The 21,802-nt window shown below is 66.3% G+C and carries 21 protein-coding genes; 8 read left to right on the forward strand and 13 right to left on the reverse strand.

The window, feature by feature from the left end; genetic code table 11:
• Window positions 1-48 precede the first annotated feature (48 nt).
• The gene (locus ACFWVD_RS02790) at window positions 49-1,338 is read left to right on the forward strand and encodes a hypothetical protein (protein WP_379240195.1); all 1,290 of its coding nucleotides are present in this window, start codon (window positions 49-51) and stop codon (window positions 1,336-1,338) included.
• On the opposite strand, the gene ACFWVD_RS02795 is transcribed toward ACFWVD_RS02790, so the two are convergent.
• The 6 genes from ACFWVD_RS02795 to ACFWVD_RS02820 all read right to left on the reverse strand — a co-directional run bounded on the left by ACFWVD_RS02795 (window position 1,335) and on the right by ACFWVD_RS02820 (window position 5,489).
• Window positions 1,335-1,745 carry a type II toxin-antitoxin system VapC family toxin gene (locus tag ACFWVD_RS02795; protein WP_379240196.1) on the reverse strand — a complete coding sequence of 137 codons (411 nt, stop codon included), beginning with the start codon at window positions 1,743-1,745 and terminating at the stop codon, window positions 1,335-1,337. The two genes, ACFWVD_RS02790 and ACFWVD_RS02795, sit on opposite strands and share 4 nt — an antisense overlap.
• On the reverse strand, window positions 1,738-1,989 hold the full coding sequence (locus ACFWVD_RS02800) for a type II toxin-antitoxin system Phd/YefM family antitoxin (protein WP_379240197.1): 252 nt from the start codon (window positions 1,987-1,989) through the stop codon (window positions 1,738-1,740). Before ACFWVD_RS02800 ends, ACFWVD_RS02795 begins: the two co-directional genes overlap by 8 nt.
• Window positions 1,990-2,078: 89 nt before the next feature.
• Window positions 2,079-3,590, reverse strand: a complete 1,512-nt coding sequence (locus ACFWVD_RS02805) for a class I adenylate-forming enzyme family protein (protein WP_379240198.1) — start codon at window positions 3,588-3,590, stop codon at window positions 2,079-2,081.
• Complete coding sequence (locus ACFWVD_RS02810) at window positions 3,587-4,342, reverse strand: glycosyltransferase family 2 protein (protein ID WP_379240199.1); 756 nt, start codon at window positions 4,340-4,342, stop codon at window positions 3,587-3,589. The genes ACFWVD_RS02805 and ACFWVD_RS02810 overlap by 4 nt, the downstream gene beginning before the upstream one ends.
• Window positions 4,339-4,680, reverse strand: a complete 342-nt coding sequence (locus tag ACFWVD_RS02815) for a hypothetical protein (RefSeq protein ID WP_379240200.1) — start codon at window positions 4,678-4,680, stop codon at window positions 4,339-4,341. Before ACFWVD_RS02815 ends, ACFWVD_RS02810 begins: the two co-directional genes overlap by 4 nt.
• On the reverse strand, window positions 4,677-5,489 hold the full coding sequence (locus ACFWVD_RS02820) for a hypothetical protein (protein WP_379240201.1): 813 nt from the start codon (window positions 5,487-5,489) through the stop codon (window positions 4,677-4,679). Before ACFWVD_RS02820 ends, ACFWVD_RS02815 begins: the two co-directional genes overlap by 4 nt.
• 147 nt (window positions 5,490-5,636) lie before the next feature.
• Between ACFWVD_RS02820 and ACFWVD_RS02825 the strand changes: the two genes are divergently transcribed.
• The gene (locus ACFWVD_RS02825; RefSeq protein WP_379240202.1) at window positions 5,637-6,872 is read left to right on the forward strand and encodes a cytochrome P450; all 1,236 of its coding nucleotides are present in this window, start codon (window positions 5,637-5,639) and stop codon (window positions 6,870-6,872) included.
• Window positions 6,873-6,936: 64 nt separating this feature from the next.
• Complete coding sequence (locus ACFWVD_RS02830) at window positions 6,937-8,448, forward strand: DUF3824 domain-containing protein (protein ID WP_379240203.1); 1,512 nt, start codon at window positions 6,937-6,939, stop codon at window positions 8,446-8,448.
• Here ACFWVD_RS02830 and ACFWVD_RS02835 read toward each other — a convergent pair.
• The 6 genes from ACFWVD_RS02835 to ACFWVD_RS02860 form a co-directional block, all read right to left on the reverse strand.
• A complete protein-coding gene (locus tag ACFWVD_RS02835) occupies window positions 8,445-9,806 on the reverse strand; it encodes an FAD-binding protein (protein ID WP_379240204.1) in 1,362 nt (453 codons plus the stop codon). The genes ACFWVD_RS02830 and ACFWVD_RS02835 overlap by 4 nt on opposite strands.
• 76 nt (window positions 9,807-9,882) lie before the next feature.
• Window positions 9,883-10,521, reverse strand: coding sequence for an ABC transporter ATP-binding protein (locus tag ACFWVD_RS02840; protein WP_379240205.1), 639 nt, complete (start codon window positions 10,519-10,521; stop codon window positions 9,883-9,885).
• Entirely contained in the window at window positions 10,515-11,450 is a 936-nt protein-coding gene (locus ACFWVD_RS02845; protein WP_379240206.1) for an ATP-binding cassette domain-containing protein, read from the reverse strand. Before ACFWVD_RS02845 ends, ACFWVD_RS02840 begins: the two co-directional genes overlap by 7 nt.
• Window positions 11,447-12,280: an ABC transporter permease gene (locus ACFWVD_RS02850; protein ID WP_379240207.1), complete on the reverse strand. Its 834-nt coding sequence runs from the start codon at window positions 12,278-12,280 to the stop codon at window positions 11,447-11,449. The genes ACFWVD_RS02845 and ACFWVD_RS02850 overlap by 4 nt, the downstream gene beginning before the upstream one ends.
• Window positions 12,273-13,304, reverse strand: coding sequence for an ABC transporter permease (locus tag ACFWVD_RS02855; protein ID WP_379240956.1), 1,032 nt, complete (start codon window positions 13,302-13,304; stop codon window positions 12,273-12,275). The genes ACFWVD_RS02850 and ACFWVD_RS02855 overlap by 8 nt, the downstream gene beginning before the upstream one ends.
• A complete protein-coding gene (locus ACFWVD_RS02860) occupies window positions 13,265-14,842 on the reverse strand; it encodes an ABC transporter substrate-binding protein (RefSeq protein WP_379240957.1) in 1,578 nt (525 codons plus the stop codon). The genes ACFWVD_RS02855 and ACFWVD_RS02860 overlap by 40 nt, the downstream gene beginning before the upstream one ends.
• 69 nt (window positions 14,843-14,911) lie before the next feature.
• Here ACFWVD_RS02860 and ACFWVD_RS02865 point away from each other — a divergent pair, with 69 nt between their 5' ends.
• Window positions 14,912-15,244 carry an ArsR/SmtB family transcription factor gene (locus ACFWVD_RS02865; protein ID WP_379240208.1) on the forward strand — a complete coding sequence of 111 codons (333 nt, stop codon included), beginning with the start codon at window positions 14,912-14,914 and terminating at the stop codon, window positions 15,242-15,244.
• Between the two features lie 49 nt (window positions 15,245-15,293).
• The gene (locus ACFWVD_RS02870) at window positions 15,294-15,962 is read left to right on the forward strand and encodes a type 1 glutamine amidotransferase domain-containing protein (RefSeq protein WP_379240209.1); all 669 of its coding nucleotides are present in this window, start codon (window positions 15,294-15,296) and stop codon (window positions 15,960-15,962) included.
• Window positions 15,963-16,010: 48 nt separating this feature from the next.
• Here the strand turns inward: ACFWVD_RS02870 and ACFWVD_RS02875 are convergent, their stop codons facing one another.
• Window positions 16,011-16,601, reverse strand: coding sequence for a DUF4352 domain-containing protein (locus ACFWVD_RS02875; protein ID WP_379240210.1), 591 nt, complete (start codon window positions 16,599-16,601; stop codon window positions 16,011-16,013).
• A 325-nt stretch (window positions 16,602-16,926) separates the two neighbouring features.
• Between ACFWVD_RS02875 and ACFWVD_RS02880 the strand changes: the two genes are divergently transcribed.
• The 3 genes from ACFWVD_RS02880 to ACFWVD_RS02890 all read left to right on the forward strand — a co-directional run bounded on the left by ACFWVD_RS02880 (window position 16,927) and on the right by ACFWVD_RS02890 (window position 21,796).
• Complete coding sequence (locus tag ACFWVD_RS02880) at window positions 16,927-18,861, forward strand: N-6 DNA methylase (RefSeq protein WP_379240211.1); 1,935 nt, start codon at window positions 16,927-16,929, stop codon at window positions 18,859-18,861.
• 138 nt (window positions 18,862-18,999) lie between these two features.
• On the forward strand, window positions 19,000-20,532 hold the full coding sequence (locus ACFWVD_RS02885; RefSeq protein WP_379240212.1) for a serine/threonine-protein kinase: 1,533 nt from the start codon (window positions 19,000-19,002) through the stop codon (window positions 20,530-20,532).
• A 106-nt stretch (window positions 20,533-20,638) separates the two neighbouring features.
• Window positions 20,639-21,796, forward strand: a complete 1,158-nt coding sequence (locus tag ACFWVD_RS02890) for a DUF3320 domain-containing protein (protein WP_379240213.1) — start codon at window positions 20,639-20,641, stop codon at window positions 21,794-21,796.
• Window positions 21,797-21,802 lie beyond the last annotated feature (6 nt).

Consider the following 21,802-nt stretch of genomic DNA (forward strand, 5'->3'; position numbering starts at 1 on the left):
GCAGTTCGCTACGCTCGGCGTTATCTGTTAGCCGAACGAAGGGGCGATATGGGCGAGGTGAGCCGCCCGCTGTCGGCGTCGGAGCGGTGGTTCTGGCTGGTGGATCAGTTGTCGCCGGCGAATTGCGTCGTCCGATTGCGGGTGCGCGGGCCGATCGGTGCCTACCGTCTCGAAGATGCCGCCGACGCCCTGGTCGCGGAGTTCCCGCTGCTGCGCGCGACGGTCGTCGAAGGTCCCCGTTTCGAGCCTTCCGCTGACCCGCACCTGCCGGTCCTGCACCGCGTCGTCACCGACCCGGACGAGTGGCGAACAGTTTTCGACGAACAACTAGCCGAGCCAATAGATCTCGCAACATCTCCGGGTCGTCTCATCGATTTAGCCTGGCGCCCAGGAACTTCCGAAGAACACCACGACCTCATCCTGGTTCTGTCCCACGTCCTTCTCGACGGCCGTTCGATGGCATCGCTTGGTTGGCGAATCCTGGCCTACGCCTTCGGTTCTCCGACACCCACCGCCTCCCGCCCACCGAGCCCCGCCCCCGACGACCTCATCCCACCCGCACACACCCGCCTGCTCCACTGCCTCCGCACCAACATCACCGCCCAACTCACCGCCATGGCCCGCCGCCCCACCAGGCTGCCCGGCATACCGCCACCGCTGCCAATCCGCCGCACCCGCACCGTAATTCGCACCATCGAGGGCAACACTCTCACCGAACTGCGCGCCCGCTGCCACCAACACGACGTCACCATCAACGCCGCCTTGACCGCCGCACTCGCCAACGCCCTGGGCGAACTCGCCCCCGGGCGATCCGGCGTTGCAGGCATCGGCATCCCCGTAGACATCCGCTCCCGCCTACAACCACCTCCGGCCGACGACGAGCCCGGCATGTTCACCGCGGTAGTCCCCACCTTCGTTCCCTACGGGCCGACCCACTCACTCTGGGAAGCCGCCAAAGCAGCGAAAGCCCAACTGTCCCAACAGTTAGCGAAGAACAACGACCTGGCCGCCCTAGCCGCCATCCGCTACGGATGCCCCCGCTCGCTCGAGTCCGGCAGACGCACAATAGAACTCATAGACCGCAGAGCTCCCTGGAACGTAACCCTGAGCAACCTCGGGAACCTAACGCCACCCGAAACCCCTGAGCCACTGAACATCACAGCCCTGACCATCGCCGGAACGAACTCCTGCGCCAGCGCTCTAACAGTCGCCGTAACCACCCTCGACACCACCATGTCGATCACCTTCTGCTACGTCGACACCATGCTCCCGAGAACAACCATCGAAGCCCTCGCCGACAGCACGATTCGATCCGTCTCTCGCTGGGTCGACTTTTAGACGGGGACGATGTTGAGTAGGGGGCCGAGCCCTTTGAAGTCCTCGGGGTTTCGGGTGTAGAGCGGCAATGCGTGCTGGACGGCCGTGGCTGCGATCTGCAGGTCTGCGACACGGCGAGGCTTCCGGCCGATCTGCTCGACCAGCAAAGCCAGCGACCCGTACACGTGCGCGGTGTCGACGTCGAACGGGAGCGGATCGAACGACCTGACAACCCATTGGAACCGAAGCTGGCGCTGTGCCTGGTGTACCGGGTCCTTCGCGGCGTGGACCCCGGCGGCGAGTTCGGCGACGCTGACAGCGCTGATCGCGGCGTCCGCGTTTTCGGGCAGGCTCGAATGGGTCTCGGAGTAGTCGACGAGGACCGAGGTGTCGAGCAGGATGTGGAGTGGCTCGACGAACTCACTCACCGTCGAGCATTTCCGGGTCGATCATCGCGTCCAGGTCGGCACGCCACTGCTGGTAGTCGACGCGCGGAAGTCGGGCACTGGTACGGGCGAGCTCGGTGACAGGCACGAAGGTGCGTCGGACGAGGGGCTCGAGCTTGGCCACGGGGTTGCCGTTGCGGGTGATGATGAAGCTCTCGCCCGCCTCGACTGCGGCGAGGACTTTTCCGCTGTCGTTGCGAAGATCGCGTTGCTGGATCTGCTTCATGACCACAGTGTATTCGGATGCTACGCCGTGTGCAGAATGCTACAAAGGCGCACGACGCATCAGGAAATTGGGGACCTGGTTGGTCGGGATCAAGCGAGTATCCCGCGCACCAGCTCCCGTAGCGCGGCACGGTCCGGCTTGTTCGTTCGTCCGGTGACCGGGATCCGGTCGACGACCACGATGTCGTCGGGCACGGCGGTGGTGTCGATGAGTTGCGGCAGTCGCCGGCGCAGGAGCGCGACGATGTCCCCGGCTTCCGGTTCGACCACCACGGCGAGCACGATCCGTTCGTCGCCGATCTCGTCGGGCAGGCCGACCATGATCGCCTCGCGCACCCCGTCGATCGCGGTGATCGCCGGTTCGTACAGTCCGGGGTAGATGTTGGTCTTTCCCCTGATCATCATTTCTTTTTTCCGGCCGGTGAGGACTAGTTCCTTGCCGTCCCAGCGCGCGAGGTCGCCGGTGGCGATTTCGGTCAGCGGCTCCGACCCGAGGTAGCCGCGGCACAGGTTCGGGCCGGAGAGGACGAGTTCGCCGTCGTCGGCGATGCGTGCTTCCACTCCGCGCACGGGTGCGCCGAGGAGGTCTCCGTCGTGGGCAAGTTTCGCGGTGCCGGTCGCGACGGCGACCGGGAGGATCTCGGTCATTCCGTAGATCGCGAGAAACTCGGTGTCGGGCAAGGACTTCTGCGCCCGCCGCAGTAGGGCAGACGTGACCGGGGCGCCGCCGAGTGCCACCTGACGCAACTGCAAAGGCGCCGAAACGGCACCCAACTCAACAGCATCAAGCGCCACCGCAAGATCAGCCGGGGTGTAGAACGCGTGCGTAGCACTGCGCAGATTTCGTGTGAACCGCACCGGGTCGATATGAGTCCCGAACCGCGGGTATCGAGGAATCGCCCACCGCGCCCCCGCCATCAATGCGGGCAACCCCATCATGAGCTGCTCGGTGTGCAGGAAGGCGCCCGGCGCGAGACTGGTCCGACCAGCCATCGCAAGAAGTCCCGCGCTGAGCGAACCACGGGTGTGCACAACAGCTTTCGGCTCATCGGTGGTCCCAGAGGTGAACACGATCAATGCCGCCGCGTCAGGATCCGAAGTCGGCACAACGGTCTCACGTGCATCACCGGTGAACCGCCGCAACGGAATCGACGACAGCGGCGTCCCCGGCACCCACACTCCACTGTGAATATGTCGAACGTCGAGCGCCCCGAACCGCGGTAACTGCAACCCCCGCCCGAACCGGGACAGCGGCCCACTCACCGCATGCAGCAGCGATTCCGTTGCCGCCCAAGAAGGTTCAACAAGATCCACCCGCTTGGCGAAAAGCTCAGGCCCCACACCCGGATCGACGAAAACGATCGTCCCACCAGCCGCGATAGCCCCGAAGATCAACAGCACCGACGGCACACTCGGCCGAATCGAGAACAGCATCCGATCACCAGGCCGGAATCCGGCCTCGCCGAGATTGTGCGCCACCCGCCCGACCGTGTCCGCGAGTTCCCGGTACGTCAGCGCACGCTTGCCGACAGCCCCCAGTGCCGACGCGTCGGGAATCCGGTCAGCCTGTGCCACAAGCTTTTCGAGAAAATCCGCAGTCATCGAATATCGACCACCTCGGGCCGATACCGATGATCGGCATACCAGGCGAGCGTCTTGCGAATCCCCCACGCGCGAATCCGCCGGTTGGACCCGTACACCCGCACATCCCGACGCAACCCGTAGTCGGTGGTGATCGTGCGCACCGCGTTGACCAGCGCCCGATCCTCGTGCAGGTCCTCGATCGCGGTACGCGGGAATCCGCCTGCCGCGACATACAATTCGGCGGTGATGGCCATATTGCACCCCGGCGTCATCACATAGGGCCCGAGATACTTCGGATCTCGATTACCCGAGCGCACCTTGCCGAACGCCGACGCCACCTCCAGCGCCACCCGAATGATCGTGCGATCGATCCACGAAACACCCTCGTCGGTGCGAGGAATCAACTGTCCGCTGACCAACCGCAGCCCCGAGTCGAACCCCGCTTTGATCCGCTCGGTCCAATCGGGTGCTGGCAGGCAGTCGGCATCGGTGCGCGCGAGGTGGGTCGCCCCGTGTGAAATCGCATGGCGCATACCGGTATCGGCGGCCGCCCCGGTGCCCTTCTGTGGCTCGTCGATCACCACAATGCGCGGAACAGGATGCGCATCGGCGAACTCTCGCACCAGTTCAACTGTGCGGTCGGTCGAGTTGTTGTCGACCACCACGACCGTGAAATCTGTATCGCGTTGTGCGGCAATAGCATCCAAGGTGCCGCGAATTCCGCGTTCCTCATCGAGGGCCGGAATCACCACCCAGAGGGTGCCGTTCATCGTCGGTCCAGTGTCTTCCACCAGGTCGCCCCGAACAGCATCGTCATCACCGCGGCCCGCTTCGGCGAAATACCTTGGGCAGCAGCAACTTCGCGCGCCGCGGGAATCTGTGCGGCGTGCACCCCGACGCTCAACACCACATCGATCCAGAACGCCACCCGCAGCACCCGCCCACGGAACGGCCGCACGACCCCGACGATCAGGAAAATCCACCCGATCACCGGAATGGCCCGCAGTGCCAACACCGCTTCATGGCTGAGCTGCGGTGCGTCGGTGTCGGCGCGATGCCGACCGGGTGCCGCGTCGGGAACAACGTGCAACGAACGAGAATGCGTCACCGCACACCCACCCCTCGATAGGTCACCGCGGCGGCAGTAGGACCACCGTCTGCGGCGACGAACAACAATGGCCGATCGATCAAACCCGCGTCTCGCGCGGAAACAAACGCGGCTGTCAGCGCGGAAGTGTGTGCGTCCCCGGTGAAGTCGTCGGTCACCAGCGCACCCACGCCGAGTTCAGCGGCGAGTTCCCCGGCGAAGTCCGACGTCGGCTTCCCGCACAGCAACACGACAGAGGAGGCGTCGATACCGTCCGCCGCCAACGCTTCTCGTGCCGCCGCAGCAGCATGTTCAACGAGTTCGGCTGTCCCCGCACGCATTTCCACCGTCAACGAAGAATGTCCGGAAGCCCCCGTTACTCCCCGCGAATCGGGCGACGCGTCACCCGCACTCACATGCACGCCACCGAACCCCACTGCGTCAGCAGAATTCTCGAGCACGAAAGCAGCCCCCACAGGTTCGAACTCCACCTCGCCGGACCCCGCGTCCCCCGACACCACCACCACGTGCCCCACCGGCAGATCAGCCAGCAGCGAAGCCGCCACCCCCACAGCGTTGACCACCCCGCAGGCCCCGTTCATCAGATCGAACGACAAACACGGTACATCTCCGCGCCGATAGTCCAACCCGATCCCCGCCGCCTGCTGGATCAGTGCGGCGACCGCCGGTTCCACGAGGTTCGCGTCGCGATAGATCCCCACGTTGATCAGCGCGTCGACCTGTTCGGGCACGCAACCCGCCGCCGCCAACGCCGCGCCTGCCGCATCGGCGGCCTGTCCTACCGAGCTGACTCCGCCGCTGCGAGTCACTGCCGAAGAAATGATGATTCCCATACTGTCCTATACCCGCAGATCGCCGGTTGTCACCGACAGAAATCCGGCGACCACCCCGCAGGGCGATGTCGATCCTAGATCCAGACCTTCACTAATCGGTCACGGTCAACTAGATTCCGCCGGGTGTGGAGCTCTGCCCGACGCCATGAACTCACCCTACTTGCCGCCGGTCAGCCCTGGCTGCCCGGATTATTGCTGCTCGGCAGGTTCGCGCGCCCGATTCGCAAGGTGGGTCCACTGGGCTGGGTCGTGGCAGATCCGCTGGTAGCGCGCGAAATCTACAACGACAGCACACATTTCAGCATCGTGTCCGAAGGCGCGGCCGGGCACTGGTGGGCGCAGGTGATCGGCGACTGGGTGCAGGACCTGTTCGAAGGGCCCGGCCACACCGACCTGCGAAGCAAAGTGCGCGACCTGTTCACGTTGACCCACACCGATGCGCTGGTCGCGCGCGTGATCGGCGCAGACCTGCGTGACCTGCGCGAACGACTGGCCGCGGGGGAGACCGTCGACATCGCCGCCCGCGCGCAGATCCTGGTCGGCCGCAGCGTGTCCGACCTGGTCGGGATGTGCCCCGAAGACATCGCCGCGGCCATCGGCGGTGACTACACCGACGACCAGGACGCGCTGTTCCTGCGCCTGTTCCACCACGTCGAAGAGCTGGTCAACCTCGGTTTCGGCACCATGACCTCGACCACCCTCGACCCCGTCGCCCTGGCCCGCGCCCGCGAACTCGCCGCCCAGCTCGCGGTGAACGTGCCGCAGGCCTACGCCCGCGCCGACCCGAACACCACCCTCGGCCGCTGCCGCGAACTGGGCCTGGACGTCGAGCAAGCGGGCGGCCTGGCGATCCTCATGGCGGTCGCGGGCACCGACACTCTCGCCAGCGCCATGACCCGCATGGTGGCGATCATGCACGACACCGACCAGCACCGCGCCCTGCTCGCGGCCCCCGACCGCCTGCCCGACGCGGTCCGCGAAACGCTGCGCGTGACCAGCCCCGCCTACCTCGTCGGCCGGTCGGTCACCGCGGACGTGCGCATCGCCGACCGTGACCTGCGCGCGGGCGACCACGTCAAAATTCTCACCTGGACGATCAACAACGCCGCGGGCGAGTTCCGTGTCGACCGCGACTACAACCCGGAAACCCGCCAGCTCTGGTTCGGCGGCGGCCGTCACCTGTGCCTGGGCGCGCAGCTGGTCCACTCCGAACTCACCGCGCTGCTCGAAGCGCTCACCGCCGCGGGTCGGCCGTGGGAGATCGTCGAACGTCGGTACCGGCGAAAGGTTTTCATCCCCACCTACGAAACCCTGCGGATCCGGCTGACTGAGTCGGCTGGATCGATCTCGTCGCTATAAGATCGCCTCTGATACAACATTTTTGGGGTCGGCGAGCAGGACAGCCGGTCTGCGAGGAGGGGCAATGTCGGATTCCGGCGATCGAAACGAATCCGGCGGGCAGGCGAACGTGCCGCCGAATCCCTCTGCAGGTCAGCAGAATCCACACTGGGGCGCACCCCAGCCGCATCCGTACAGCGGCCCGCCCAACTACTTCGCAGCGCCGCCGAACCAGTACGCCCAGCCCAACCCCTACGGCGGCCAGTTCGCGCAGCCCTACGGATACCCCGCGGGCCAGCACCCGCAACAGTTCCACACTCCCGCACCCCGGCGCAGCAGCAAGAAGCCGATAATCATTGCGGCACTTGCCATCCTGTCGGTCTTCGCGGTCGGCATCACGGCGGTTGTCGTGTTCGCCTCCGACATCGGCCGTTCCACCCCCGAACGACAGGCCCGATCATCGCTGGCCACCGCGCAGGTGGGACTGCTGCACACCCCCGCCGTGCGCTACGTGGGCACCGTCACCGGCACCGCCTTGGGTTCGCCGACGCTGAATGTGGACCTGATCGTCAGCAATGTCGGTGACGCCACCGGCACGGTGTCGGTGGGCAACGCGCAGCTGGACTACCTGGGCGTCGGCGGCAAGTCGTTCCTGGAAGGCGACGAGAACGGTTGGCGCGCACTGGGTGTGACCGCGGATGTCGTCGGAAGTTACACCGGCCGCCCGATCATGATCGGCCCCGACCTGTTCGGTGTCGACTTGGCGACCACACTGGCACCCGCCCGACTCGCGCTGGCTCTGGACCCGGATGCCGTGCGCGACAAGCAGGTTGGCATCGGTACGTCAATGTACATCGGCGGTCACGAGTCGACACCGGTCACCAGCGGCGGCCTGACCACCTACCTGCGTGGCCTGCACGAAGACGGCACCACCGCCGAAACCGGGCAGATCATCGCGCGCATCATCAGCGACGAATCCTTCGGCTCCAGCCAGTCCGACCTGCCCAGCCTCACTCTCGACACCGAATACCTGGCTTCCGCCACCACCCTGTATTCCGAACTGCCCGGTCGAATCGACAAGCTGAACAAAGCAGTCGATTCGCGAGTCAGCGTCGACGGCACCTTGAACGGCCGATTCCTGGAAAACCCGTGCATGGGCGTGTGCACAATCGAATTCACGATCCGGAACACGGTCAAATCCACCTCCGATATTCGCGTCACCACGCTGTCCTACGACCACACCATCACCGTCGAATCCACGGTCGCCATCACCACCAGCCCCAATTGCGCAGGCTCGGGCACCATGGCCCCGAACGGATCAGCCACCATCCGCTGCACCGCCACCTACGACCCTTACCAAATCCCCGCAGGCACTACCGTCCCGATCAACGCCTACGCCCAGGTAAGCGTGCGCGCCCTGAACCCGGAACAGGTATCCGCCCTCAAAACCCAAATCCAAGGCAACCAGTCCTCCACCCCGACCACCGGGGCAACCATCGACGACGACTGGAACGCCTACACCGCATCCGGCGGCACACTCACCAAAGAAGCCTGGACCACCGAACGCACAGCCCTCAACGATCGCAGCACCGGTTAACCGTGCAGCCGCAGTCGCCGCGACAGGTCGGAGACGAACACCCCCTCCGGGTCGACCTGATCGCGGATCTGCCGCCACTCGTCCAGCCGCGGATACATCGCCGCGATCATGTCGGGCGTGGTCCGCGATTCCTTCGCGAAATACAACCGCCCACCCGCCGCCCGCACCCGCTCGTCGAGTTCGACACAAAACCGGTCGAGTCCGCTGGTCAGCGCGAAATCCAAGCTGAGCATGTAACCGGGATGCGGCCAGGAAAGCGGTGCCGGATTACTCGCGCCCATGCGCTTGAACACATTGAGAAACGAGTGATGCCCCGACTCGGCGATGGCGCGCACCGCGTCGGCCAGCTGTTGCTCGGCCCCGAACGGCATCGAGAACTGATACTGCAGAAATCCACGCTTGCCATAGGCGCGATTCCATTCACCGAGTAGATCGAGCGGGTGATAGAACTGCGTCAGATTCTGAATGCGCCCGCGCGCCCGCCGCGGAAAGACGCGATGCGCGGCCTCGGCGGCAATCCGCGTGGTCACCGCATTGACCATCCCGTTGGGGAAAATATCGGGCACCGTGAACAATTGCGGCGCGTCGAAATGCAACGGCCGACTGCGTAGCTTCACCGGCAGTTGATCGACAGTGGCCAGCGACCCTCGGCTGAACCCGGCACGCCCGAGTTTCGCGCCGGTGGAAATGGTGTCCGGCACCGACATCGAGTAGTCGTACCCGTCATCGGACCCGCCGGTGAGCAACTCCATCGTCTCGTCGAGATCGCGGGTGCGGTCGTTGTCAACGATGAAGTAGGCGGTCTCGGTGTGCTTCAGCCTGACTCGGGCTCCGACGATGATGCCGGTCAGGCCCATGCCACCCACCGTTGCCCAGAACAGCTGCGCCTCAGCACCTTCCGGGGTGAGCGTGCGTACCGATCCGTCGGCGGTCAGCAGGTCCATCGACACCACGTGATTGCCGAAGCTGCCCTGCGAATGATGGTTCTTCCCATGGATATCCGCGCCGATGGCTCCACCGACGGTCACCTGTCGGGTGCCCGGCAGCACCGGGACCCACAGGCCGTAGGGCAGTGCGGCGCGCATGAGCGTGTCCAGGCTGACGCCCGCGTCGACCGCGACGATCCCGCTGTCGGGGTCGATGCTGTGGATGCGGTCCAGGGCGGTCATGTCGACCACCAGTCCGCCCGCGTTCTGCGCCGGGTCGCCGTAGCTGCGGCCGAGGCCGCGCGCGATCACCCCGCGCGGGCCTGCGGTGCGCACCCGTTCGGCGATCACCGCGATGTCCGGGGTGCGGAGAACTTCGGCGACCGTGGGTGCGGTGCGTGCCCAACCGCTGAGGCTGCGGTGTGTGCTCACTGCTTCGTCCTGCGTCAATGTCACAGGGGCTCACGCTAAATCGGGTTTCTGAGCGCAGGCTGAGGTATTTGTGTCGTTATTGCGGAGATGCTTGACCGGTAGTCAACACGCCCTCGTGCATGGTCAGGATGCGGGTGCAGGCGATGTCGAGGAGGGGTTTGTCGTGGCTGATCAGGAGGGTACCCATGCTCGTTTGTTGCACGACCAGGCGGATGATGGTGGCGGTGGTGGCGGCGTCGAGCATGGCGGTCGGCTCGTCGAGGATCAGGTAGTGGGGGTTTTGGGCTAGGGCTCTGGCTAGGCAGGCGCGTTGGAGTTGGCCGTCGCTGAGGGCGTGGGGGCGGCGGGTCAGCAGGTCGGGGGTCAGGCCTACTGAAGTGGCTAGGGCGTGTAGGTCGGGGGCCGGGGTGCGGCGGATGGTGGTGGGTTCGGTGATGATTTGGGCGATGGTGAAGTGGGGATTGGTTGCGGCGCGGGGGGATTGGAAGACCATGGCGGTGGTGCCGCGGGCTTTTCGGGGTGGTTTTCCGTTGATGGTGACCGTGCCTGCGGTGGGGGTGAGCAGGCCTGCCATTGTTCGGGCGAGGGTGGTTTTTCCTGATCCTGAGTCGCCGGTGATTCCGACGATCTCGCCGGGGGCGATTCGCAGGCCGATGCCGCGGATGACGGGTTCGCCCGCGCGGTAGCCCGCGGTGACGGAGTCGGCTGTCAGCATCGGGACCTCGGATGGCGAATCATGCGCTGCTGCTGGGGAATCAGCACTGTCGGCTCGCCCGCGTAGGGGCAGATTTCGGACAGGTTCGTCAGCGGTTGCGGTGGGTGGGGGAGGGGGTGCAGGCCGTGCTCGGGGAGGGCGGCGAGTAGGTCGCGGGTGTAGTCGTGCCAGGGGTCGGCGAGCACTTCAGCGGCGGGTCCGACTTCCATCAGGCGGGAGGCGTACATGACCGCGACGGTGTCGGCGATGCTCGCGCGCAGTAGGTGGCTGAGATCGTGGGTGATCATCAGGACCGCCGCACCGTCATCGGCGCACTCGCGCAACAACTTTCCGATCTGATCGGTGCGCGAGAGGTCCAGTCCCGAGGTCGGTTCGTCGGCGATGATGACCGCGGGGTCGCCCGCCAAAGCCGCTGCGACAGCGGCACGTTGGGCCATGCCCCCGGAGAGTTCGTGCGGGTACAGGTCTAGCGAGGCACGGGACAGACCCGCACGGTCGACGAGGTCCGCGGGGCTGTGTGCGGTGCCGTGCGCGGTGATGGCTTCCCGCAGTTGCGAACCGATTGTTCGCACGGGCGTGAACGAGGTGCTCGGCGACTGGGGTACCAGCGCGATATGGCGGCCGCGATAGGGGTATTCGCCGGCGAGGATGTCGACTGGCGCGTCGGCGCCTCGGTCCAGGTGAATAGACCCGGTGGTCACTGCCTCACGCGGCAGCACACCCATCACCGCACTCGCGACAATCGACTTCCCGCAACCGGATTCGCCGACGAGCGCAGTCACCGCGCCCGCCGAAACCTCGAGCGACACGTCGGTCACCGCGTGCACCACAGCACCTGCGCCGACCGGAATTCGCACGGTCAACGAGTCGATCGACAGACCGATGTCGTCGACCGACTGGACCGGTGGGAGGGGGAATGGGCTCGTCATCGCGGCATCCTCGAAGGTTTGGGCGGCGTGAGCAACGTCCGCAACGACGACCCCGCGACGGCGACCGCCACCGTGGTCAACACCAGGAACCCGGCCGGGAAAACGAGCGTCCACCACCCACCCAACAGCAACGACGTGCGTGCCTCTTCCAACAGCGTGCCAAGACTCGGCTCATGCGGCGGCAGCCCGAACCCCAGGAACGACAACGTCGATTCGTGCCAAATAGCATGGGGCAGAAGCAGAACGACCGCGATCAACGCCTGCGGAGCTACCGCCGGAAGCAGATGTCGGACCAGCAGATGCGCACGCCCCGCCCCGGCAAGCACTGCGGCAGAGACATATTCGCGCTCCCGCAAACTCAAACTCTCCGCCCGCACGATCCGCGCGACCTGCACCCAGTGCGTGAGCCCGATCGACAACACCACCGCCACCGCGTTCCCACGAAACAGCGCCACGATCACGATCCCGAGCAGCAGATGCGGCAGCGCGTTCGCGGTATCGGCGAACCGCATCACGACCCGATCCACCCACCCACCGGCCAACGCCGACACCGCCCCGACCACCACCCCGAGCACTGTGGACACCGCCGCCGCACACACCGCCACGATCAGGGACGTCCGCAAGGCCGCCGCGATCCGCACGAACAGCGACCGCCCAGCGGAGTCCGTCCCGAACAACCACTGCCCCGACGGCGCCTGCCGCGCACTCGCGAAGTCGGTCAGCCGATCGTCGACCCCGCCGATCCACGGCACGAGCACCGCATACAGCACCACTGCTACCAGCACCGATACCGCAAGGTACAGCCGCCGGCGACCAGTCGACTCAACCATCGGCGCGCACCCGCGGATCCAACAGCGCCACCGCGACATCGGCCAGCAGCGACCCGAGCATCACCGCGCAGGTCGTGCCGACGGTGAGAATCGCCAGCAATGCCATGTCCAGGTCCTTCGCCGAGTGCACGAACGCCCCGGCGATCCCCGGCCACGAGAAGATCTCTTCCACCAGCACCGCCCCGACCACGATCTCGGGCAGTCGCGCGCCAAGAATCGTCACGAACGGTGCGAGCGAGGTCGGCAGGATGTGCCTGCGGGTGATGGTGGCGGTGTCGATCCCACGCGTGGCCGCGCCGACCACGAAATCCTCGCCGCGGTTGCCCGATACCGATTCCCGCACCGCTAACAGCAACCACGGCACCTGCGACACGGCCAAAGCAAAGGCAGGCAGCACGAGATGCCGCACCACCTGGCCGAATCCGACCTCGGCGCCCGCGTCGGTGAGCCCGGCGGGCGGCAACCACCCGAGACCGACCGCGAACAGCGCGATCGCGGCCAGCGACACCACGAACGGCGGCAACCCCTGCATCATCACGCACGAGGCGGTGACCAGCTTGTCGACCAGTCCGCCCCGATGCATGCCCGCCCACACGCCTGCGCCGAGCGCGACCACGATCGCCACACTCATCGCGACGACGACCAGCAGCACTGTCCATGGAATCCGTTGGGCCAGCAGAGTGCTCACCGGTTGGGCGAATCCGCGCGAGACGCCGAGATCGCCGCTGAACAGGTCGCCGACCCACCGCCCGTACAGCTGATACCAGGACGCGTCCAGTCCGAGCTGATGGGTGAGCAGCGTCCGATCCGACACGCTCGTCGTCTCGTAACGCGCACCGAGGTACCCGACCAGCGGATCGAACGGTGACAGTGCGGCTGCGGCGAACAGCGCAGCCGACACGGCGATCAACACCGGAATCAAGGTGACCAACCGCCACCCGATCAAGGCCCCGAGCCCGCGTGCGCGAAAACGACTGCGCCCCATCATCGAGTCCACGTCTGCAGCGACCACCACGGACCCCAGGTCACGCCGTGCGCATGCGGTTCGAGGATCGGGCCCGACATCTGCCAGGACGAATCCTTCACCACATAGGTGTGGTCGAGATGCACCAGGAAGATGTGACTCGGGTCCTGTGCGTAACGGCTCTGGACTTCGCGATACGCGGCAGCGCGCACGGCCGGATCTACACTGCGCCTTGCGGTTTCGAGGAGGCCATCGATCGCAGGATCGACGTGGCGGCTCGCATTGTCGTACGGGCTACCCGCGCCCCGATCCGGTGAGTGCAGGGTGTTGTAGGCCTGCGTGTCGGGATCGTACGGCTCGCTACCGCCGCCGAGCAGAATGCCCGCCTGCTCGATGCGAGGTTCGATCCGATCCCACGACAGTGCTTCCAGGTCGACCTCGACACCCACACGACGAGCATCAGACGCGAAAGCCAGTGCGAGATCACGACGCAACGTGTCCGTGGAGTTGTACATCACGGTAAAGCGAGCGCGCACACCATCTTTCGCGCGCACACCATCCGAGCCCGCACGCCACCCCGCATCGTCGAGGATCTGCCCGGCTTTCCGGCGATCGAAAGCGAAAGACACTGCCGGGTTATGTGATTCGCCGTAGACACCGGCAAACGGTGTGTAGGCCGGCCGCCCGTAACCACCGAGAATATTGTCGATCATCCCCTGACGATCCACCGCGTAGTTCAGCGCCAACCGCACCGCACGATCACCGGCGACGGGATCACCCTCGGGCATCGAAACCCCACGCCAGTCGGCAGAAGTGTTGGCCTGCACCGTCATCCGCCCAGCGAACGTTCCGGCCAACAACGGCGGCAGCGAAGTCCCATCGAGCTCACCACTGGCCATCCGCTGCGCACGCGTGTTGTCGTCGGGCACATACAGCACCGTCAACCGCTTGACCGAAAGCGCACCACCCCAATAACTTTCGTTTGCCTCGAACACCGCCCGCGTCGGCTCCAAGGCGGTGAGTCGATACGGCCCGGTGCCGATCGGCGCGGTATTGAGCGACGATTCGGTCGCAGGCCCCGGCACGGCCACTGCCTCCGACGGCACGATCCCGATCAGCAACTTGGTCGGAAACGCCGCATACGGATGCCGCAACGTGAACCGCACCGACAGCGGATCCACCGCCTCGACCCGCTCGATCATCGAAAACGACGACCGCACCTCCGAGGCCGACGCCGGGTCCAGAATCGCCCGATAGGTCGCCACCACATCGGCGGCATCGAACTCTGACCCGTCACTGAACCGCACGCCCGCGCGCAGCGGCGCCGTCCACACGGTCGCCTGCGCATCCGGTGTCGGCAGCGCGGTCGCCAACGCCGGGGCGAAACCGGGCATACCGGTGCCACCGGTCAACTTCAGTAGTCCGTCATAGACCTTGGCCTCACCGGCCGCGCCATACCCGGCAACCGGGTTGTAACCACCCAGTTCATACGCATCGGCGAGCACGAGCGAATCGGCGGACCCACTGTCGGGCCCACCGCACGACGTCAGCGCGACCGTCAACGCGGCCCCTACAGCGAACAGCGGCCGACCGCGCATCGAGGACATCCCAACTCATGTTTATCTGAACAGATAAACAGATGATAGTCACGTAAGCTGGGCACCGTCATGGGAGAGCCACACACGCTGTACGGGACGCCGGTCGAACGCGGCCGACGCGCGATCGACGATGTCGAGATCAGGCAGTGGGCGCAACGCTTCGACCTGCTGTCGGACCCCGGTCGCCTGGAGATCCTGCTGTGCCTGCACCGCTCGCCCGGCATCAGCGTCGGCGAGCTGGCCGCCGCGATCGGCCGCAACGAGAACGCGATCTCCCAGGCGCTGCGCGTGCTGCGGCACGAAGGCTGTATTACGTCCACCCGCGAAGGCCGATCGGTCACCAACCGACTCACCGACCCGATCATCCACGAAATTCTCCACACCATCGGCGCGCAACACTGACGCCGGCAATCCACTCCTGGAGGCGATGATGGCGAAGATCCTGTTCGTAATGACCGGTGCTGATCACTGGACGTTGTCCGGTAATGCCAAGCGGCACACCGGTTATTGGGCCGACGAGTTCACCGCGCCCTACCAGGCCTTCACCGAAGCCGGTTTCGAAGTCGTGGTGGCTACGCCGGGCGGGGTGAAGCCGCCGGTCGACCTGGGGAGTTTGGCACCGGCGGCCAATGGTGGCGAGAAGGGTGCCGAGGAAGTCTCGGAAATCATCAAAAATGCTGCGCCACTGGACAATCCGATAGCACTGGGCGATGCGAAGCTGGCCGACTACGCCGCGGTGTTCTACCCCGGCGGACACGGTCCGATGGAAGATCTTGCGGTGAACAAGGATTCGGCGGCGCTGCTGGTAGAAACCCTGGATTCCGGTAAGCCGCTGGCGCTGGTCTGCCACGGTCCGGCCGCGATCCTGGCCACCGCGGAGAACGGCCCGTCACCCTTCGCGGGCTACCGTTTGACCGCCTTCAGTGACGCCGAAGAACGCCTCGGCGGCCTGGCTGACCAGGCCAAATGGCTGCTCGAAGACCGCCTCATCGAACTGGGCGCCGATTACCAGTGCGGCGCACCCTTCGAGCCGTTCGTGCAAGCCGACCGCAACCTGCACACCGGTCAGAACCCGGCGTCGGCCGCACCGCTGGCCGCCGCGGTTCTCGACGCCCTCTAGACGAACTACGGGCCCAGCGAAAACCGCTGGGCCCGTGCGTGTTCGGGACTACTTCAAGGCGACGCGCGCCCCATCGGAGAAGGCCGAGTCGTGGAATTCCACGGCCGTGGCAACCGTGCCCACCGGAACATCGAAGACCAACACCATCGAGATCTTGTTGCCGGGGTTGATCTCGGCGGACAGCTGATCGTTGACGTTGATCTCCGCAGCGGTGTCGTTGGCGAACTCGCGGCCCTGATCATCAATCAGCTTCTGATTCGAGCCGAAATAATGCTGGGCGACGTTCGAGGTGTTGGCCACGTCGACGTAGACCAGCACGAATTCACCCTGCGCGGTCTTCTGCATGTACGGGTTGTCGCCCACGATGGCGACCGGCGGATCCACCTTCGTCACGGTGAACCCGAACTTCCCGTCACGCACTTCGGTACCGGCAGGCGCGGGCACCGACTTGCTCTCCTGCGTCTTGGCGACCTCGTTGGCCGCCCCACCGATCAGTGCCGCACAGCCGCCGAACAACACCAGCACGGCAACGACGAACCCGCCGAGCACCCACGGCCACACCTTCTTCTTGCGCGGGGGCTGCGGGTAGTAAGGCTGCTGGGGGACACCGGGATTGGCGGGGTACTGGGGAGTGGACATGGTGATCTCCTGAAGGTAGTGGCGACCCGGAGCCGTGCGGGTCGGGTGGTGATGACACGACCGATCGCGGCCGGAGAAGGCCGGGTGTTCCGGGGGTGTGCATCGAAGAATGGAGCTGCGAGAGATGTTGTCGCGCAACCGAGTTCGTGCGTTGCGGGCGGTGTGTCTGGATGATTGCCGCGCCGTTGAGAAGAACGCTACACCTACGCAACGGCGATAGCAACAGGGAAACAATGTTTTCACTGTGGACATTGAAAACATGTGTACTGACGTCGGGTTATGTCAATGGTGACGTGTTACGTTTGACCTTGACCAGAGGAGACCCATGTCAGACTCGACGCCCACCGTCGCCGCCGCCGAGATCTCCCGGCTGGCCGGCGTCACCCGCGCCACTGTGAGCAATTGGCGGCGCCGACATGCGGATTTCCCCGCACCGGTGCCCGGCGGCTCCGAATCGCGGCCGCTGTTCGACCTGGCCGAAGTGCAGCAGTGGTTGCGCGGGCACGGCAACACCGCGGCCGATTCGCCCGTACAGCGCCTGCGCACGGTGTTGCGTTCCGAGGTCGCGCCCGAGGATGTCGTGGCGCTGATGGAGTTCGTGGCCGACCCGGCGAGCAAGGCCACGGACCCGGTGCGGGAGGCGGTGCGAGCGGCGGTCGGGGAAGTGGGGGTGCGGGAGACCCTCACGGTGCTGGCCGAACGCGGGCTGGACGGGCCGAGCACGGGCATCTATCCCACCGATCAACCCGTCGCGGCGCTGATGGCCGACGTGCTCGCCGCGTCCGCATCGCCCGCACCACGCTCGGTGCTCGACCCCGCCTGCGGTGGCGGCACCCTGCTACTCGAGGCGTCCAGGATCGGCGCCGCGTCGCTGCACGGCCAGGACATTCTGCCGGTGCAGGCCAGTCGCACCGGGGCGCTGCTGGGCACGCTCGCGCCGAAGGTCGAGGTCGATATCCGGGCAGGCGACGCCTTGCTCGCCGACGCGTTCACCGATCTCGAGTTCGATGCTGTCCTGTCGAATCCGCCCTATTCCCAACGTGATTGGAGCGCCGATGAACTGGCGCTCGATCCGCGCTGGGTGTACTCGGTGCCGCCACGTAGCGAATCTGAACTAGCGTGGGTCCAGCACGCCATCGCGCATCTGCAACCCGGTGGTACCGCTGTTCTTCTACTTCCGCCGGCAGTGGCTGCGAGATCATCTGGCCGCCGCATTCGCATGGAACTGTTGCGCGCGGGCGCATTGCGGGCCGTGATCGCGCTGCCGCCCGGCGCGTCGACGCCACGTCAGGTCGGCCTGCAACTCTGGGTCCTGCGTCGACCAGGCCAGGGCCTCCCGAAAGACACACTCCTTTTCGCCGACACGACCCGCCTGCCCAATCATGGAGGGGAACAACCGGATTGGCAGATTCTCGCCGACACGGTCGTCAAGGCGTGGCGTGCCTTCGATAAAGGCGACGACGCCACCGTCCCCGACGTGACCGCCGTGGTTCGCGTGATGGACGTCCTCGACGACGACGTCGACCTCACCCCCGCCCGCCACGTGCGCGCCGCGGTCGACCCCGACAACGCCTCGGCTTCCGCCCACGCCGCCATCGCCCAACTGGCAGACAACCTCACCGAACTGCACGCCGTCGCCGACACCGTCCGCGAATGGGACGCCGCCCCCGGCACCGTGTGGCGCTACGTCGCCGTCGGCAACCTGATCGCGGGCAAGGCCGTCCGCATCGTCACCAGCAGCTCCGAAGCCGTCCCCGACGACGCACCCCAACGCGCCGTCCTCACCGGCCACGACCTGCTCAACAGCCGCGCCCCCTCCGGCCTGACCGCCCCCGGCGCCCCCGTCGGCGACCCGATCGAAGAAGGCGACGTCCTGGTCTCCCGCCTGCGCGACGACCACGGCGCCGCCCAGGGCACCCGCGTAGCCGAAGGCCCCGACATCGGCGCCGTCCCCGCCCCCGGCGTCCTGGTCTTCCGCACCGACCCCACCCGCATCGACCCCTGGTTCTTCGCCGGCTTCATCGGCAGCCCCGACAACGCCGCCGCCATGTACGGCACCACCACCATCCGCCTCGACCCCGCCCGCCTGCGCATCCCCATGCTCCCGCTGCCCGCCCAAAAAACCTACGGCGCCGCCTTCCGCCGCCTCCACCACCTCCGAGTAACCGCCCACACCACCGCCACCGCCGCCCGCCACGCCGCCGACCTCATCGCCACCGGCCTGACCGCAGGTGCCCTGGAGCCGACCGACCAAGCCTGACTGCCCGACGCCGCACGCGTGGGTAGCGCGGCACGGTGTGTCCCACGGCGATGTCGCTTGCCTCGATGATGCAGCTGTCTGCCGATCGAGCGCAGTATCGTGCGGGAGGCTGGGTCGGGCGTCGGGTTGGAGGTCAGGGTGCGTGAAGTGATCGATGGGCGGTATGAGATCACCGGGGCGTTGGGGGCTGGGGGGATGGGGGAGGTGCTGTTGGGGTATGACGTGGTTTTGGATCGGGCGGTGGCCGTGAAGCGGATTGCGGTGGGGCAGTTCGCTTCTCGGGCTGAGATGGCGGAGGAGTTCGTTGCTCGGTTTCGGCGGGAGGCCAGGGTTACCGCGCGGATTCGGCATCAGGGGGTGCCGCAGGTGTTCGACGCGGTGCTCGACAAGGGGGCCGACAGTGTTTATCTGGTGATGGAGCACATCGAAGGGGTGACGCTGCGGGACTTCCTGTCGGGGGTGGGGGTGCTGTCGATCGAGTGTGGGGTTGCGGTGGCGGCGCAGATCGCGACGGTGTTGTCGCACGCGCATGTGCTGCCGGTGGTGCATCGGGATTTGAAACCGGCGAATGTGCTGGTGGCGGGGGATGGGACGGTGAAGGTGATCGATTTCGGGATCGCGGCGTTGCTCGACGGGAGTACCAGTCGGATCACGCGGACCGGGTCGGTGTTGGGGACCGCCGCGTATATGTCGCCGGAATTGGTGAACGGGCAGGAGGTGGGGCCTCGGGCGGATTTGTACGCGCTGGGGTGCATCATGCATGAGATGTTCAGTGGCAGAGGGGTTTTCGAAGCCGCGTCGCAGTTCGATACGCACAACCGACATCTGTCGGAGGCGCCGACGCCGTTGCGGGTGCTGCGACGGGAGGTGCCCGCGCCGATCGAACAGTTGGTGCTCGAGTTGCTGGCCAAGGATCCGTCGGATCGACCGGCTACCGCGCGTGATGTGTATGACCGGCTGTTGCCATTTCTTCCGGGGGTTGGGGCGGCCGAAAGTGCCAGTGCTGCAGGCTATCCCGATCCAACCAGGATCTTTCGCCGCCCGAACCCGCCCGCGGAATCAGCGCAGGATGCGGTACCCCCGCGCCCCGTGAAACCCCAATCCGTCACCGAGACAGGCGGACTCGCGGAAGTCGCGGCCCGCTATCGCGAACTGTGCGAACTCGGTCGCTTCGCCCAGGCCGCCGAAGCCCTGGTCACCGTCGTCGACGAGGCGGAAGCACGCTTCGGCCCCACCAGCCCCCAACTCGGCGAACTCCACCGCGACATCGCCACCGCGCTCGCCCACAGCGGCGAACAACGGCGCGCCCTGGCCGAATGGGAGAAGGTCGAGGCGATCGAACTGCGCGCCACGGGACCGGTCAGCGGACGGGTCTGGCGGGCGCGAGTCGCGGCGGTCGACTGCCGGGCCGCGCTCGGCGAACTCACCGCATCGGACGCGGTGGACCAGCTGTACCGGATGCTGGGCGAAATACGTTCTGGCGATGCCGGATTCAGCGACGAGGCGGTGCTGGTGCGGGTCGCGATCGCGGAATGGTTGCCCGCAGTGGGCGATCGTGCCAGAGCGCAACGGTTCCTCGAACAGCTGCGTATCGATCTCGAAGTGCTGCGACCCGCCGACGACCCGCAACGCAGGAGGGTCGAGCAACTGGCCGCCGAGTTCGGCCTGTGACCGAGCCCGGTGGGGTTGTCGGTGGTCGGGAGTAGGCTCCTCGCAGTGTCGATGGGGGAGTGTGTCGGCTCGGTCAGATGCGGCAGGTGGTCCGCACGGAAGGGGAGTGAACCAGGTGCGGTGGTTCGGCAGGATCGGGTGGGTCGTCGGATTGCTCGGCGGAGCTTTCAGCGTGCTGCTGGGCGCGGTCGGGTATTTCAGCAGCATCGATGATGGCAGCACGTTCGGGATCGTGCTGGCGGTGGCATTCCTGGCCGGGGGCACCGCACTGTCGGCCGTGTCGATCTGGCAGCTCGTGATCGGCGATCGGCGCAAACGCAACTTCACCGCGCAGCACGGGGACCACAGCGCGTACGGATACGGGCAGGGCCTCCACGGTGCTGCGCCCCAGTACGGGCATGGCCCCAACGGCGCTGCGTCTGAGTACGGGCACGGCTCCCACGCTGCTGCACCTCAGCAGGGGTACGGGCAGTCGGGCAACACCAATCCTGGTGCACCCCAACAGGTGTACGGTCCACCGATGCCTCCGCGAGCACGCCCGGAAACGCCCGCGACCCCGTATCCGCACGCGTCCTACCCGCCGAGGTCAAGCCCACCGACCCCCTTCCCACAGGTCCAATACACCCCACCGTCCGCCCCGATCTCCCCGACAGTGGCCCAAACCCCCGACTGGCAGATCCGCACCCGCACCGCCCATCACTGGCTGCCCACCGGCATCCCGTATGTCACCGCACCCACGGGCGTCCTCGGTTCCCCCGCAGACCTGGACCGCGACAGCTCCGCCACCATCCCCCTGCGAGTCCGCGACGCAGTCCGCGAAACCATCGCCGTCGAAGGCCCGATCGAGCGCACTCAGTTGGTAGCGCGTGTGGCCCAACGTTTCGGCGTGCAGAAACCCTCGGACAAGCAACAGATCTGCGTACTGGGCGAAGTACCCGAATCCCTCATGCGCGCAACCTCATTGGGCGTGTTCGTCTGGCCCTCGGATCTGGACCCCACCACCTGGCGCGGCTTCCGCTTCACCCCACCGACCGTTTCCCGCGCCATCGACACCATCGCCGCCGAAGAGATCGTCAACGCGATAACCCAGGTGGCCCAACACAATCGACACACTTTCGACGAGATCGTCTGGGCCACGCTCACCCAGTTCGCCCACGAGCGCACCGGCGCCGCCGAGGACCGCGTGGAAGCCTGCCTGAACACCGCGGTTCGGCGAGGCCGACTGGCCAAAGACTCAGACGGCAGATACCGGGCGCTGGTCTGAAGCGGG

Origin of the sequence: Nocardia sp. NPDC058666 (assembly GCF_042714895.1) — a bacterium.
GTDB lineage: Bacteria > Actinomycetota > Actinomycetes > Mycobacteriales > Mycobacteriaceae > Nocardia.